This window comes from Candidatus Nomurabacteria bacterium, from assembly GCA_023898465.1.
Lineage (GTDB): Bacteria > Patescibacteriota > Patescibacteriia > HK-STAS-PATE-3 > HK-STAS-PATE-3 > HK-STAS-PATE-3.
The window spans coordinates 225,901-240,672 of sequence record CP060223.1 but is presented as its reverse complement, the minus strand read 5'-3'; the positions used below and the strand labels follow the sequence as shown (position 1 = coordinate 240,672).

Sequence of the window (14,772 nt, the reverse complement as noted above, 5' to 3'; positions counted from 1 at the left end):
GTTACTACTTGTTGGAAATAAGGAAAGGCCAGTATGGCACGGACATGTACAATCTGCGGTCGAGGAGCTATGAATGCAGTCAGCCGCAGCCACTCAAATATCGCTACGAAGCGCAAGCAGCATGTGAATTTGCAGACCTTGCTGGTTGATGGCAAGCGCGTAAAGGCTTGCACTTCTTGCATCCGAACCCACAACCAGAAGCAGAAAGCGTAAGTGGAAAGACCGGTACTAGGCAAGACATGTCGCCGGTTTTTGCATTGTACTAAAACTTCGCCCAATAGAAAAGCGCACTCTTGCTCATTAGGGCACAAGAGCTGCGTTCTTTAGGCTAGGCTGCCTCGGCCCATTCCTGGGCATGTACTTCGATCTGGTCGCGTAATTCCTCGTAGGTCAGCGCTTGCTGTTCACCCTCGGGGAAACGAATCACATAACGATCCTGATTGCCACCGTCTTCGTCCTCGATGAGCGCTCCCTGCTCTGTGGCAAATTGGGTGACAGTTTGTACGTCAATATTGCCTGGCTCAATCACCACGCACTGTTGGGCTCCCTCATCAATGAAATTTGCTTCGGCCGCTTCAGCGCTCATCGCACTGTCGCTTTCGTTTTCCATAAATTCTGGGGAGAATCCTTCGCTTTCGCGCATGTGTTTTTCTATTTAGCCAGTAAGACTGTTCGATTCTAGAGAATCCCCTAAAAGCTGTCAACATGTGAAACCTGCCCATGTCTCGTAATGAAACCTAGGCAGGTGGGATATTGATTGTGTTTGTCTCACTGCTGCGGCACATCGCTACCTCGTTCAGCAGCTTCCTGCACTGATTGAAGTCGCCCATGCCAGGTAGCAGCCATGATGGTCTCCGAAGCAAGCGTGAGCGATAGCACGGTGCCATCAGCGGTCACCAAGAGGCAGTTACCGGCATCCTTGAGCTCTACATGATCAAAAGGACCAGTCCCGTGCAGCAGATGCGCACGTACCACCCCTTCGTGAAGTCCAATCTGCACCTCGCGAATCTCAGGAACTCCCTGTGCAGTACCGTTGCAATGAGCGTCTGACATGACTCCCTCCTGTGTAAGCACGTCTATGTACAGTATAGCAAAGAAAAGAGCCCCGCTGCATGTAGCAAACGGGGCTCGGGTTCATCTCGTGTCCGCTAGGCTCTTAGGCCTGCGGGGTGGTGTCGGTGGACTTCGGCGGAATCACCAGGGTCTCATTCCCCCGATGAAAGAAGCTGAAGCCCTTCCAGCTAGTAATGGTGATGTAGTCACCATTCACTTCGAGGGGCTGTCCAGATCGCGTGATCCGGAACTGACCCTCGCCCAGAGCCTCGATCTTGACCAGGTCAAGATCTGCCTCGGTCTCGGCCGGAACCTGAGCAGCCTCGGTCGGAGCAGCTTCGTCCGTCGGCGCAGGAGCGCTTTCGGTCGAAGTAGCAGCCGGAGTCGAGTCAGCGGTAGCAGTGGTGGCGGGGGTGGGGTCAGCGGCGGGTACGAAAGGCATGTTCAGCTCGACTGCATCGCCTCCAGGAGTGAAGGTGAAGTCGTCGAGCCCGAACTGACCCGTCAGGCCGGTGAGCTGGTTCGCGCACTTGATCCGGATGTAGAACTTGCGCTCCTCACCCGAAGTGTTGCGCGCCGTCACTTCGTAGCACGGCTCGTTGTGGAAGTTCTCCTTCCTCGTGGAACCGTTGCTGAAGTGGGACTCGACCGCCCCGTTACCGAGGCCACGGACAGCGCTGACGATGGTCCATTCCTCCGGATTCACCAGAGATTCCGGAGACGTGGGGTTGAGACGACTGAAGGCCAGGATCTGCTCCCGAACCTCTGTCGCCGCGTCCTCGACATTCTCGAGCGGGCTTTGCCGCATCGGGTTTGCGTTGGACGGTTGAAGCAAGCGCCTCCGTTGCCGGGTTCCGAGAGTAGTCGCACCGACCAGAGCTCCAGCAGCCAGTAGACCGCCGAGGAAGCCTGGGAATCCGCGACCAGGGTTGGTCGATTCCGGAGCAGACTCGATTGCAGACGTGGCCGTCGGCACGTTGTTGCGAGACTTGTACCACGCTTTGAACTGCTCCGCCCGCCAGACAGGCACACGGTAGGTGGTCTCGCCCGGAATCATCCGGGTGAAGTCCTTCCCAGTCATTCCATGCTGCTTGTTGTAGGCGACGATGTCCGCCCACATAGCCACGGCCTCGGCAGACGAGTCTGCGTGAGACGAAGACCAGATACCGTTGATGTCGGAATCCTGGGTAGTGACGATGAGATCGCCACTCGCGTCCTCGGCAGTGTGCCAAGGGGTTGCCAGGAGGCTCCTCGGAATCATCGGTTGCGACGTGGCTTGCGCCATAGCCGCGGAGAGAAGCAACATGACCAAGCTGGTCATGATCAACGTGAACCAGAAACCCTTGCTTTGCATTTCTTCCCCCAAACGTTTGGTCTAGACCTACTTCCGTCGAAGCAAGCCGGAGTAACATACACGAGATGAATTCTCAATGTGCGCCCCTCCGCACTGACCTCGATTTTGTCCGAGGCCAATACGGAGGGGGTTCATACGCTTGACAAATTTCGCTATTTTTAGCGTAGAACTGAGTATTATACTACTAATTATATAATTTGTCAAGTATATCCATTCGCTTTACTCAGTTTTTCAGGCTACTATGGAGAACATGATCCCCTACCTCCATAAACGACAAGCAATGGCTGTAGCGCGTGAATACGGCTTTAGCAAAGAAACTGCTGGCATCCTAGGCCAAAGTGCCCAGTGGACTGATTGGCACCGCTGGAATAAATGCATCCCAAATGCAGCAACTCCGAGTACTACTGAGTACGGCGAACCTACCGACCCGAAGCTCGCCTCTCAAGCAACCAGTGCGCAGCTAAAAGAATACATAGCGCAAATACAACACAGCCCTAGCTCTGAGCGATTAGTCTGGCTGGGTTTTGCTATCCACCTTATTCAAGACCTGGCAGTACATCAGGGTATGACAAATGAGGAGCATGCCGTGCGCACCCTCTCGCTCTTTTTTAACCCTGATTGGAATCTGCGTGATTATGCGCGGGCAAGAAAATTGCTCCGCCGCTTTATGGATGCCTTACACCAAAAAATTGGCGATGAGGCCTTTGATGAGCTGAGACAAAGTGCTGGCGCCCGACCACTGAATAACAGCGAGCGTGAAAAACTCCTTGGCCCAACTGACTTTTCATTGAGATCTGCAGTGTTTGGATTTATGCAAAAAGTTTTTGAATATATTTTTGCCAAGCCAGAGCGTCGCCGAGTGCGTTGGGATTTAGACGCGGTGCTTAGTGAAGGGTTGAGATAAGCACTAGGAAAAATTATTTGCCCAGCGCCGGCTGAGTGTTTTTTGCAAACCAACGCGAACGTAAATGTTGTTCCGCAAACGCGTACACGGCATACGCAATAACCACTGCTCCAAGTATATCCACAGTGTAATGTGCCCGCGTGACGATCATGCCTACACCAAAGAAAAGTACGAGCAACCAAAACCAACGGTGAAAACGAATCGGCCCTAAGCCAAGCGTGATGATGGTGAGGAAGCCAAGGTGACCGCTGGGAAAATAAGCAAATTGCGGATAGGCACTCCAGCGTTCTCCATACTCTGGCGCACTAAACGGATGACCAATGGGTAAAAGAATAAGGAAGAGAGAACGCAAGAGATAATAGATGCCGACCAAGCAAAGAATGTAAGGAATCTGTGCGCGTTGATAACGAATATACAAAAGCAAATATGTAGCCAGCACTAGCCAGTACAACATCTCGCCTATAAAAAATAAATTCACATAAGGAATATGCTCAAGCACAATGTCATGCACGCTGGGATGAGTAGCCCAATGATTCGACACAAAGTTACCAGCTTGAATAGACACTGTCAGTCCAGTGGCGAGCACGAGAATGCCAATTATCCATTGACGAATGCGCATATACCCATACCCTATTACAAGCTCAGTATAGCGCTTTACGAGACATTCCCCTAGGTGCTAAGGTTATGCCGCCGTCGGGGTGTGGCGCAGTTGGCTAGCGCGCATGCATGGGGTGCATGAGGTCGTGGGTTCAAGTCCCGCCACCCCGACCATACAAATAACTAATACTCTATATGAATCATATTATTTCTTACTTATTTATCGATCACGTTGAAGCGTTCTCTACATTTCTAGTCGGCCTACTTGGACTATCTACGTTAATATTATATCGACGTCAGAGAAAAGATAAAAAAACTGATGTAGCGCGAATATTATTAACCGAAATTCGTAACGCTGAACAAAGGATCGAAGAAATACGAGGCTTAGTGGAGAGAGGTGCAAAAGATTTTCCTCATATTTTACCTAATAATAGCTGGAGAGACTTCTCGTATCTTTTTGCTGCGGACTTTGATCAAGATGAACTACAAGAAATAAGTGTTTTTTATAGCCAATGTGAAGCAATGCAAGAATCCTCAAAAAAAGATAATGATTTCTTTTGGGTAACAACAGAACATAGAGCTGAAGTATATCAAGACAAACTAGCGACAATTTATGAACTCAGCTACGATCGTAACTCTAACAAATTTGATGAGCAAAAATTTAAAACACTAAAAGAAAACTTTTTAGATAAGTTTGCAGACTCACCGCATTCATATGCCCCTGAAAAAACAGTGAGCCAATTAAAGCACGGACTCGCCATTACAAATAAAATTACAACAACCTCTGCGGGCCAAAAACTTAAACGGCTAGCGAAAGAACACATTTAAAAAACCGGGCACGTGGCCCGGTCTTTTTTTTGCTTCAGAGAATAAACTACTCGTACATCACCGCTTCGTCGCTGCGCTTGTAGGTATAGAGCTCGTTCTCACGGAACCATAGCTCAACTTCATACTTTGCTTCTTCAGCGTTACCTGAAGCGTGAATCAGGTTACGGACCGTTCGCTTCTGTTGATTGGCCATAGCCGGAGAATCCAGTGAGTAATCACCACGAATGGTACCTGGATCAGCAAAGACCGGTAAAGTATTACCAACTATTTGTCGTACGTTAGAAATGGCGTGCAGACCTTCGAGCACCATAGCCATAACTGGACCTGAGGTGAGGAAATCAATATTCCAGTTATTCACCATCTTACCAATTTCCAGCGGATCCATAGTTCCCAATTGCTCGTTTGGATCCATGCCGTACTCTTGATAGGTCTTCAAAGTTTTTTCACCGATACCTCGCAGCAATTCGGTGCGTGATTCTGGGTAGTGCTTAGCCACCAGCTCTTTATCAACCCAGATCATTTTCATTCCGACTATTTTTAAGCCGGTCTTTTCAAATCGGCCAATTATTTCCCCGACTAATCCCCGCTTCACACCATCTGGTTTCACCAAGACAACGGTGCGTTCGATAAAATTCGGCTGTGTCTCTGACATGCGCGTTTGATAAATTAAAATATCTTACTGAATAACTTGTTTTACTTTTTCGACGATCTCGGAAGGACTGTGATTTGATTTCACATAATAATCATTTGCTCCGAGCTCTTTCCCTTTTTTTACATCATCGTCCTGACCTAGATTGGTCAACAAGATGACTGGGGTATCTTTTAACCTTGACTCTTCTTTCAGCGCCTTAAGCACGGTAAAACCGTCCATCTTTGGCATAATAACATCCAAGAGAATGATATCCGGCTGCATGGTTTTTGCTTTTTCTAAACCAGCCGCACCATCATTCGCCTTTTCTACTTCATACCCCTCCATACTGAATTTCGTCCCATACATATCGGCGAGCATTTTCTCGTCTTCTACAATAAGGACCTTGGTCTTTTTTTCCGCCATAGTTACTGCGATTTCAGATTAGGAACGCGATAAGTCTACAATAAAAAGTGACTTTTGACAAGTGCTAAAGTTTGGGAAATTGCTTTACCCATTCACTTGAATTCTCATATTGCTGAGCCAGGGCAAATATTTCTGCTTCGGCTAATGACTTGCCAATAATCTGCATACCAACGGGTAATCCGTCGACAAAGCCAGCAGGAACGGAAATGGCTGGCAGTCCGGCTAAGCTGGTCGCCGTCATGAAAATATCAGCCAGATAGAGCTTCAAAGGATCTTGCACTTCGCCGATTTTCCAGGCTGGCTCTGGTACAGTCGGGGTAACAATCAGGTCAACCGATTGAAAGGCATTTGTGAAGTCCTCTTTTACTAAAGTGCGAACTTGCTGCGCCTTCACATAATATTTCGCTGCATAGCCGCTGGATAAGGCAAAGGTGCCGAGTAAAATGCGTCGCTTTGCTTCTGGACCAAAACCCTCATCACGACTTTTCGCAAACACTTCACCTAGCGGCGCTTTCTCATTTTTCTCCAGCGCTGAGTGTCCGTAACGAATGCCATCAAAGCGTGCGAGGTTGGAAGATGATTCAGAAGGGTTGAGAATGTAATAGACTGCCAGCGACTCCTCGGTGTGCGGCAAAGAAATCTCCACTGGCTCGTGACCAAGCTGCCGCAAAGTCATAATCGCCTGCTCTACCACTGCACGCACATCATCTCGTAAGGCGTCGCTAAAATATTCCTTTGGTATACCAATACGCAGTTTACGATTTTTTTCCTGCATAAGCGCTAAATAGTCCGGCACTGCATCAGGCAACGAAGTTGCGTCCTTAGTATCATGTCCGGCTATTGCCTGGAAGATGCGCACGGCATCCTCAACGTTACGACCAAAGACGCCAATCGTATCAAGCGAGGAAGCGGTGCCGATTAAACCATATCGACTTACTCGTCCATAACTCGGGCGGATACCGACAAGATTAGTCATGCTCGCCGGCTGACGAACTGATCCGCCGGTATCACTACCAAGTGACCCAAGCGCTAAGCCTGCGGCAACCGCAACAGCTGAGCCGGATGATGAACCACCTGGCACTCGCTCAGTGTCCCATGGGTTACGACTTGGCCCAAAAGCTGAGTACTCACCTGATACGCCAAAAGCAAATTCATCGCAGTTTGTCTTGCCTAAGATAATAGCGCCGGCCTGCTGTAATCGCTCCACCACACTGGCATTATACGTAGCGCTAAAATGCTCAAGCATGTGAGAGCCGGCCGTTGATGGGCCCTTCGTCACAATTCCATCCTTCACTGCTATTGGGATGCCAGTTAAGGGTCCAATGTCCTCACCCCGAGAAAGTTTGGCATCAGCCTCTTGGGCTGCGGCCATAGCCTGCTCAGCATGAATGGAAATGTAGGCGTTGAGTTTGGGGTTAAGTTGAGCACTGCGTTCTAGCAAACTTTGCGTCAACTCAATCGCGCTATATTCTCCCGAGCGTAATCCCTCCAGAGCTCGGCTAAGGGTTATTTCTTTGAAGTCCATAAGCTACGTACCGAAGGAATCTCAAATCCTGAACGTCGTGGGGATTGACGAGTAATCTCACTCGCATGATCAGAAGGGACAATCTTATCCTCTCTTGTCTGATTGATGAGACCGCTGACATGACGCGTAGGCGGTGTACTCGAAGTATCAACCTTATCAAGGACCTGCACATAGGCTAAGATGCTTTGCAGTTCTTTTTCTAGTTTTTTCTGCTCCTCATCAGTCAGGGCAATCTTTGCCATATCAGCTAAGAGGTCGATTTTTGCATATTTCGATGACATATAGGCTAGTCTAGCAAAGTTCGTCCCAGCTGTCGCTATGCTCAGGAATCCAGCATCTGCAAGAGCTCTTTTTCATTAATAATTGCGACGTTCAACTCTTTTGCCTTGTCGTACTTTGACCCTGGATCCTCGCCCGCCACCACATAGTCAGTCTTTTGAGATACAGAGCTGCTAATACTCCCACCAGCTCGGCGGATACGATCTTTTGCCTCATCACGGGTTAAGGAGGACAGTCCACCAGTCAGGACAAAGGTTTTTCCTTCCAATGTCCGACGCTTTGGAGCTTGATAAATAATTTCTACCCCATTCTGTGCTAGCTTTTTCAATAACTTCTGATGAGCAGGCTCGGCAAAGTAAGCGTAAATACTTTTCGCGACAATACCACCAATGTCATGAATAGCCTCCAACTCCTCTAGACTCGCCGCAGTGATAGCATCGAGGGCATGGAAGTGCTGAGCCAATGCTATAGCTGTTTCTTCACCCACGTGTCGGATACCAAGGGCATAAAGGAAACGTGCCAGGCTAATCCGCTTCTTCGCAGTAATCGCCTGTATAAGATTACGGGCGGAAACTTCTGCAAATCCGTCTAAGGGCAAAAGGTCAGCTTCACGCAAAGCAAAAATGTCAGCCGGGTCTCGGATCAATTCATGCTCGAGCAGTTGATCGATAATCTTCGGACCCAGACCATCAATATCAAAAGCTGACTTACTGACGAAGTGGTATAAACCCTCTCGGGCCTGCGCAAAACAAAATGTGTTGCTGCAATAATAGGCAGCTTGATCAGCTTGGCGCTCAACTGCAGATCCGCAGATAGGACACTTCTTTGGGAAGTGAAACCGACGTTCTTTACCAGTACGCAATTTTGGTAAGCCCTGCACGATGTCTGGAATAATATCTCCGGCCTTTTGTACGATAACGGTGTCACCTATGCGAACATCCAAGCGGGCAATTTCATCTTCGTTATGCAGAGTTGCTCGCGACACAGTCGTGCCCGCAACCTGCACAGGACGGAGATGTGCCACCGGAGTGAGAGCGCCTGTCCGACCGATTTGCACCTGGATATCTTCCACTACTGTAGTTGCCTGCTCAGCTGGATACTTGTATGCAACTGCCCCTCGCGGCGCCTTACCTACGACACCTAGCTTTTGAAAAAGCGACAAGTGATTTACGTTCACCACGATGCCATCAGTCCAGTATGGCAAGCTCTCGCGCAGCTTGCCAATTTGCGTATGCACTTTTTCTACCTCTTGGATATTTGCGCTCGTGTAATTATGATCCCCGGCCTTGAAACCAAGTTGTCGCAACAAACTATGCACCTCGCTATGCGTCTCTTGTCCCAGGTCACTCACGAGATCATAGGCAACGAAATCAAGCTTACGGCTGGCTGTGACCTTAGGATTCAATTGACGGACTGAGCCGGCAGCCACATTTCTCGGATTCGCGTAGAGAGGCTCTTTCTTCTTTTTCTGCGCCGCGTTTAAATTCGCAAAAGCTTTTTTAGACATGACGACCTCGCCACGGATTTCTACCTCACCGCGGATAACTCGATTCTGCTGCGTAATATTTTTTAGTACACGTAAACGAAGCGGGATTGCTTCGATGGTTTTCATATTCTCGGTGACGTCCTCTCCGATATATCCATCACCCCGGGTAGAGGCGCGAGCCAATACTCCATCACGATAAAGTAATGAAATAGCTAAACCATCCATTTTTAATTCAACAAAATATCCGAGCTGCTTTTGTTCGCCAGCACTTAACAATTTTTTTACGCGATCTTCCCAGGCCTGCAATTCCTCAAAACTAAAAATATCATTTAGGGACAACATGCGCTGGGTGTGCTGCACTTTTTGAAACTCAGGCAAAGGCTCCCCACCCACACGTTGGGTCGGCGAATCAGCAGTGATCAAATCTGGAAATTGCTGCTCCAGACGCTCAAGCTCGTGCTTCAAAGAATCAAGCGCAGCATCTGAAATCTCTTGTCGATCTTCTACATGATAAAGGTAGCGATGGTGATCGATTTCCTTTTTTAGCTTGTCTATACGTTGTTGCGCTTCTGCTTTTGTCATATTTCCTGCTATGCTATTGGTGCTATGGGGTCTTTTCTCAAACGTTTCTTTCTCATAACCATCAGTGTCAGCCTCCTTATTTTGGCATATATTGCCTGGTCAGGCTATCAATTCTTCCAGGCTGATAACACTCCAATCACTCAGGAATCCCTAGAGGAAACGCAGGGTTTCCAGTTTGTGGTGCTGAGTGATAATGAAGGGGCCACCCCAATTTTTGATAGACTTTTGCAAGAGATTTCAGGAGAATCAGCCCAATTTCTCATGCACTTGGGTGATTTAAGTCCTCGTGGCGCTGAGTCAGATTTGCAAGAGGTTCGGGCAAGGCTCGACCAGTTACCTTTCCCCTATTATACCGCAATTGGCAATAATGATCTTGGCCGTGATCGATCTCGTGAGCTCTATATCAAATACTTTGCTAATGCGCGGCCAGAAAACGCCAAAGGTGGGGCGACCTACTATAGCTTTGACTATCAGGATGCCCATTTTGTCGTGCTTGATAATTCTGACCGTCGCGTAGGCTTTGAAGACGCTCAGCTCGCCTGGCTAGAAAAAGATTTAGCAGAGCATGAAGCAAATGCTATCTTTCTTTTTATGCACCGGCCGGTTGATCTGCCTTTCACCGCTTTTACCGGTGATGATGAAACTCCTGCCTCACGTATAGCAAATGCGAAATTTATTGACATCATCGAGCAACATCCTATCACTCGCATATTTGCCGGCCACATCCACACCCTCTTCACCTATACTCTGGGCACTACTCCTGTCAGCGTTTCCGGCGGAGGAGGGGCGGCGCCTCAGGACCTGATTAAAGACTTTGTCGGTCCAGTCTATCACTACTTACTCGTAACAGTGACAGACGAAAAAATAAGCATTGAAGTAAAGAGACTGCAGGAATAAACGTATTCCGAAAATCGAAGTAATAGCCAATTTCAAAATTGTCTAGTGTTTCGATATTCTTATTTCAGATTTCCTTAACCTAGGTCCTCTTATCAATCGTCTGCTCACTGAAGAGCACGAAGTCAAAGATACCAGAGGCTGGCGCTTGATATGGCACTGAGGCTGATAAGGCACTCTGGTTACCGCCCGAGGCACCAAGCGAGCGAATCAACACTCGATTTGGAATCGACTTTATGCAGCTATAGGCCGGATTACATACATCAGTATCTGTCGGGTCATCTTCGGTGAAAGCAGTAATGCGCACATTACGCAGATCATCATAGAGCGCCCGCACGCGGATGCGATAATTTTGATTTGGTAAGAGGTCAAAGATGGCCGGCACATTTGGCTGGGTTTCATATACTGAGCGGAGACGCTTCTCCACATTATCATCGTCCCAATCAAGTAAGCCGCCGTTTATAGTCCAAGGGAAATAACTGATTTCCAACCAAGCTGGATTTTGGAGCGGCTTTGCATCAAGCGCCTCAACACCAAAGCTCTCATAACCACCTTCAGTTGGATCGAGAGGATCGTAGAGATCAAGCACGGTTGATTGATTTTCCTTTAGCGAGCTGAGGGAATATTCCTCGCTGGTGGTACTCTCATCCGTTGACCAGCTTGCTCCATTGCTCATGGCGCCGCCGTCATTCAGATCATTGAGAATATCAGCAAGCTCTTGATTCGTCTGTCGACCAATCTTAACGGTGTAGAGTCCTTTTTCAATTCCCGTTTCTGCTGCGTAGTAGGCCATCAGAGAACGATCAATGTTTGAAGACTGTTGGACTTCTTTAATAATCAGCACCGAGGTGCCAATCGCTACCGCAGTTAAGGCGCTTAATACGAGTAAAGACAAAAGCATCACGATACCGCGTTCATCTTTTTGCGAATGTGAAAATTGCTTAACGTCCATACACACGCGTACTTACGGTTGTTTGTAATTTCACTTCTTTCAGCTCATCTTGGTCATTGCCATTGCCCTTGGTTATCATGAGTATGGAAACCCGGGGCTGCTCATCAGCTTTATATTCGCCAGTTTCATTATTCTGAATTAAGAAAGGACTATACGGGGGGGTCAAGGTTACCTTAAAGCCATAGGGCTCGGTGGGATGTTGTGATCCACCGGTTAAACGGACGCCCTCTGGAGTAATGTCGCTCCAAGCACCTTGGTAATTACAGGAAAGCAAACAAGATTCACCAGTCTCTCCGCACTCACTGTCAGAGTTGCAAAGCGTTTTTGAGGAACCCTCATAATCTGTTGGATCTATACAAAGGTTGCTCTCTAAACATACTTCTAGCTTGTCTCCAACTTTTTCAAATCCGCCACTCTTATCATTCCCCCAGGGGTCATTTACCGGATCCAGACTCTGACGGCGAAAAATCGTACGGTTTCCATCCGGATCAATAACTGACAACACATGCAGAGGATAGCTAGGGTCGGTAATCTTCATCTCGTACTCTGTTGAAACGTATGGCGTTCGTGCGTGATAAAAATCATAGTCAACCGTACCACTTCGAATTGCCCGGGCCATGGTCTCTAAAGTAAATCGCGCATCAGCACTCAGGCGCTGGGCAGTCAGTGTGCGCTGCTGCAAACGAGTCGAGGTAACAAAAATATTCACCACCATAAGTAGTGCGGTTGAGAAAATGCCGAGCACCATGAGAATTTCCACCAAGGTGAATCCTTTTTCTTCTCGGGCAAATATTTTCTTATACAATAAGCGTCGCAACCTCATCATGTCCTCCAATCAAAGAGTCGCTCTTCTACTATTGAGGAATGGGTTGTTCCACCCTCATCCCACTGCACTTCTGACTTCACTGTATACGAGACATCAGCATCGACACAGCTACCGTCATCAGAACTAATCGTTAATAAACGACGGAAGCGACTCGGCGTTGATCCGTCCGGTCGAGGTCCAGCTGTTTGCATGTAGTAATCAAGCGGGCGAAGTGAATTTTCTCGATCTTCTCTATATAAGACCTGTGCATTGGCGTCCGCAAAATCATCTACGCTGAAATCAAGACTCCACGCATTTACATCCGGTAAAAAATCTGGAATAGCAGTAGTGTCATCAGAGGCACATAAGCCCTGGTCCCATACATTATCCTGCAGCCAATTGGTATCGCGCATAGTACGCACCAACTCTAAACCCTCCCGAGCTAGATTATCTGCAATCGTACGGTTTTGGGACACTTGACCAGCCCGCACCGTCACAATGCCAAGGGTTAAGGAGGTAACAATACCAGCCAAGAGAATCGAAACCGCGATAATCACCTCGACCAGGGTTTGACCTTCTTGATTGTGTGAAAATCGATGCATAGATAATTATGGTGTGCTGACACTTATTTGACCTGATGCTCCTACTACAGTAACCCTTCGGAGCTGGTTTGTCACGGTATGACGGAGGTCAATCTCAATAGTTTTCCCAGCTACGGCGGCATTTGTCAGATCGCCGTAAGCTACATAAGGGAGTGGTTTAGGAGGCAAAAAGGCCACGTCGGTAATGCTTTGTGTTCCATCTACTCGCAAGGCTTCAATAATCACATCGCCGGGTAATTGTACCGGATTAGGCGCTGCATCTAAATCATCATTCACCCCATCAGTCATACACGTGCTCGGAGGGTCGGCTACTAATTGATCAAAGCGCTCGTTGCGTACAGGAACACAAGTTGTCCCACTGTAACTCTCTCGATCCGCAAACATCCAATATTCGTTGTTGCCTATGTTGAGATTAAAATGAATGCCATAGCCGCCAATTGGCACGGCTGGATCTCCTGGTCCTGGATCATCAATCACCTGACCGGTCATGGCAGTATTTTGCGCAGTACGAAGATCAGTCATCAGCTGTTCAGCGGCTAGACGTAAATCATCATTTTCTCGGAAGCGGCTAAAATTCCAACCAAGAATCCCGGCGAGTATGCCAAAAATTGCGATTGAGACAACTAGCTCAATCATTGTGAAACCGTGCTGCGATTTTTTAGGTGAGGTATGGAAGGACACGATCGCTCATTAAATAAAAAATGTATGCTGCTAAACTCAAAAAGGTGCCGAAGGGAATAGCGCTTTGCCAAGACTTCTTCTTACTCAAAACCAGACCAATGCCATATAACGATCCCAATATATAGGCGAGGCACAGTGCAAAGACAATTTCCGGCCAGGCTAAGAAGGCACCAAGCAGCAGCCCGAGACGCATATCACCTCCGCCAATCCAGCGACCACGGGAAATGACATACTGCAGGAAAAAGAATCCTCCACCAATCAGCGCGCCGAGCAGCACGTCCCAAAAAGGCACACCAAGTAACAAACTGCCGATGAAGGCCAATGCCGCGCCTGGCAAAGAAACTCGATCGAGAATTAAACTGTAGCGCGCATCATAGACGAAAATGACAATGAGGAAAGCGGAAATAACAGTGACGTAAAAAAACTCAGTTGATAAACCAAAACGAAACCAGTTCACGCAAAACACTGCCGCTGTTGCCAGCTCTATGCCGGGATACCACCAGGAAATTTTGCGGCGGCAGTGCCGACAGCGACCACGCTGCCAGAAAAAACTAAACACTGGGATGAGTTCAGCTGGACCAAGCACGTGCTTGCAATGTGGACATCGCGAACGATCGCTTACTAAAGAGCGCCGTACCCGCATCCGCCAGAGCGCTGCATTTAAAAAGCTGCCAATAATCAAACCAAAGACAGCTACCGCAATAGCGCCAATGAGTGCGATGCTTTGGTCCATATCCCCCATCTGAATCGTTATTGAATCCCCTGCTCAGTCAAGAAATGCGACCCCGGGGCTAGGGTGCCATATCCGCGCTCTAAGGTAAACTCAACCGCGTAGCCGTGCTCATCCGGCACTTTGGCAATGCGGTAAGAGAAAGACCCCGGATCTTGCAAAGTACCAATTCCGTTCAGGTAGCGATCTAATCCACACGCAGCCACCGCAGTCCCCACCTCATCACAGCCATCCGCTGCCTCGGCGTAGCTTGCCTGTGTGTAATAGAGCAGCTGAAAAGCTGCCTGCACCCGTGTCATATCAGCCAAACGCTGGCTATCCCGCGTCCGAGCCCGCTCGTTCCCTAACATTATCACGCCAAGCACGATCAATAAGCCAAAAAGGCCGATAATGATAATGAGCTCAATTAGTCCTAATCCTTTTTGCTTAGCGTTTTCCATATATGT

The 14,772-nt window shown here is 48.4% G+C and carries 19 protein-coding genes and 1 tRNA gene; 5 read left to right on the top strand and 15 right to left on the bottom strand.

What is annotated here, in order from left to right; translation table 11 throughout:
* Nucleotides 1-33 precede the first annotated feature (33 nt).
* Complete coding sequence (gene rpmB / locus H6760_01050) at nucleotides 34-213, top strand: 50S ribosomal protein L28 (protein ID USN53741.1); 180 nt, start codon at nucleotides 34-36, stop codon at nucleotides 211-213.
* A 115-nt stretch (nucleotides 214-328) separates the two neighbouring features.
* Here the strand turns inward: rpmB and H6760_01045 are convergent, their stop codons facing one another.
* The 3 genes from H6760_01045 to H6760_01035 form a co-directional block, all read right to left on the bottom strand.
* Nucleotides 329-643 carry a hypothetical protein gene (locus tag H6760_01045; protein ID USN53740.1) on the bottom strand — a complete coding sequence of 105 codons (315 nt, stop codon included), beginning with the start codon at nucleotides 641-643 and terminating at the stop codon, nucleotides 329-331.
* Nucleotides 644-768: 125 nt separating this feature from the next.
* Nucleotides 769-1,053, bottom strand: a complete 285-nt coding sequence (locus H6760_01040; protein ID USN53739.1) for a hypothetical protein — start codon at nucleotides 1,051-1,053, stop codon at nucleotides 769-771.
* A 103-nt stretch (nucleotides 1,054-1,156) separates the two neighbouring features.
* Complete coding sequence (locus H6760_01035; protein USN53738.1) at nucleotides 1,157-2,407, bottom strand: hypothetical protein; 1,251 nt, start codon at nucleotides 2,405-2,407, stop codon at nucleotides 1,157-1,159.
* 241 nt (nucleotides 2,408-2,648) lie between these two features.
* Here H6760_01035 and H6760_01030 point away from each other — a divergent pair, with 241 nt between their 5' ends.
* A complete protein-coding gene (locus H6760_01030; protein ID USN53737.1) occupies nucleotides 2,649-3,311 on the top strand; it encodes a hypothetical protein in 663 nt (220 codons plus the stop codon).
* 13 nt (nucleotides 3,312-3,324) lie between these two features.
* Here the strand turns inward: H6760_01030 and H6760_01025 are convergent, their stop codons facing one another.
* A complete protein-coding gene (locus tag H6760_01025; protein USN53736.1) occupies nucleotides 3,325-3,930 on the bottom strand; it encodes a hypothetical protein in 606 nt (201 codons plus the stop codon).
* Between the two features lie 75 nt (nucleotides 3,931-4,005).
* Between H6760_01025 and H6760_01020 the strand changes: the two genes are divergently transcribed.
* Both H6760_01020 and H6760_01015 read left to right on the top strand, forming a co-directional pair.
* Nucleotides 4,006-4,082, top strand: a tRNA-Pro gene (locus H6760_01020).
* A 21-nt stretch (nucleotides 4,083-4,103) separates the two neighbouring features.
* A complete protein-coding gene (locus H6760_01015; protein ID USN53735.1) occupies nucleotides 4,104-4,736 on the top strand; it encodes a hypothetical protein in 633 nt (210 codons plus the stop codon).
* 46 nt (nucleotides 4,737-4,782) lie between these two features.
* Here the strand turns inward: H6760_01015 and H6760_01010 are convergent, their stop codons facing one another.
* The 5 genes from H6760_01010 to ligA all read right to left on the bottom strand — a co-directional run bounded on the left by H6760_01010 (nucleotide 4,783) and on the right by ligA (nucleotide 9,662).
* Nucleotides 4,783-5,388: a nucleoside-diphosphate kinase gene (locus H6760_01010; protein USN53734.1), complete on the bottom strand. Its 606-nt coding sequence runs from the start codon at nucleotides 5,386-5,388 to the stop codon at nucleotides 4,783-4,785.
* Nucleotides 5,389-5,412: 24 nt separating this feature from the next.
* The gene (locus H6760_01005; protein USN53733.1) at nucleotides 5,413-5,790 is read right to left on the bottom strand and encodes a response regulator; all 378 of its coding nucleotides are present in this window, start codon (nucleotides 5,788-5,790) and stop codon (nucleotides 5,413-5,415) included.
* 64 nt (nucleotides 5,791-5,854) lie between these two features.
* Nucleotides 5,855-7,315, bottom strand: a complete 1,461-nt coding sequence (gene gatA, locus H6760_01000) for an Asp-tRNA(Asn)/Glu-tRNA(Gln) amidotransferase subunit GatA (protein ID USN53732.1) — start codon at nucleotides 7,313-7,315, stop codon at nucleotides 5,855-5,857.
* Entirely contained in the window at nucleotides 7,297-7,596 is a 300-nt protein-coding gene (gene gatC / locus H6760_00995) for an Asp-tRNA(Asn)/Glu-tRNA(Gln) amidotransferase subunit GatC (protein ID USN53731.1), read from the bottom strand. Before gatC ends, gatA begins: the two co-directional genes overlap by 19 nt.
* A 41-nt stretch (nucleotides 7,597-7,637) precedes the next feature.
* The gene (ligA, locus tag H6760_00990; protein ID USN53730.1) at nucleotides 7,638-9,662 is read right to left on the bottom strand and encodes an NAD-dependent DNA ligase LigA; all 2,025 of its coding nucleotides are present in this window, start codon (nucleotides 9,660-9,662) and stop codon (nucleotides 7,638-7,640) included.
* Between the two features lie 24 nt (nucleotides 9,663-9,686).
* On the opposite strand from ligA, the gene H6760_00985 reads away from it, so the two are divergent.
* Entirely contained in the window at nucleotides 9,687-10,559 is an 873-nt protein-coding gene (locus H6760_00985) for a metallophosphoesterase (GenBank protein USN53729.1), read from the top strand.
* A gap of 79 nt (nucleotides 10,560-10,638) precedes the next feature.
* Here H6760_00985 and H6760_00980 read toward each other — a convergent pair whose 3' ends face one another.
* The 6 genes from H6760_00980 to H6760_00955 are packed head-to-tail and all read right to left on the bottom strand — an operon-like array spanning nucleotide 10,639 to nucleotide 14,766.
* A complete protein-coding gene (locus tag H6760_00980) occupies nucleotides 10,639-11,508 on the bottom strand; it encodes a hypothetical protein (GenBank protein USN53728.1) in 870 nt (289 codons plus the stop codon).
* The gene (locus H6760_00975) at nucleotides 11,498-12,334 is read right to left on the bottom strand and encodes a type II secretion system protein (protein ID USN53727.1); all 837 of its coding nucleotides are present in this window, start codon (nucleotides 12,332-12,334) and stop codon (nucleotides 11,498-11,500) included. The genes H6760_00980 and H6760_00975 overlap by 11 nt, the downstream gene beginning before the upstream one ends.
* On the bottom strand, nucleotides 12,331-12,915 hold the full coding sequence (locus H6760_00970) for a prepilin-type N-terminal cleavage/methylation domain-containing protein (GenBank protein USN53726.1): 585 nt from the start codon (nucleotides 12,913-12,915) through the stop codon (nucleotides 12,331-12,333). The genes H6760_00975 and H6760_00970 overlap by 4 nt, the downstream gene beginning before the upstream one ends.
* A 6-nt stretch (nucleotides 12,916-12,921) precedes the next feature.
* The gene (locus tag H6760_00965; GenBank protein ID USN53725.1) at nucleotides 12,922-13,551 is read right to left on the bottom strand and encodes a type II secretion system protein; all 630 of its coding nucleotides are present in this window, start codon (nucleotides 13,549-13,551) and stop codon (nucleotides 12,922-12,924) included.
* 22 nt (nucleotides 13,552-13,573) lie between these two features.
* Nucleotides 13,574-14,329 carry a prepilin peptidase gene (locus tag H6760_00960; GenBank protein ID USN53724.1) on the bottom strand — a complete coding sequence of 252 codons (756 nt, stop codon included), beginning with the start codon at nucleotides 14,327-14,329 and terminating at the stop codon, nucleotides 13,574-13,576.
* Nucleotides 14,330-14,346: 17 nt separating this feature from the next.
* Complete coding sequence (locus H6760_00955; GenBank protein ID USN53723.1) at nucleotides 14,347-14,766, bottom strand: hypothetical protein; 420 nt, start codon at nucleotides 14,764-14,766, stop codon at nucleotides 14,347-14,349.
* Nucleotides 14,767-14,772 lie beyond the last annotated feature (6 nt).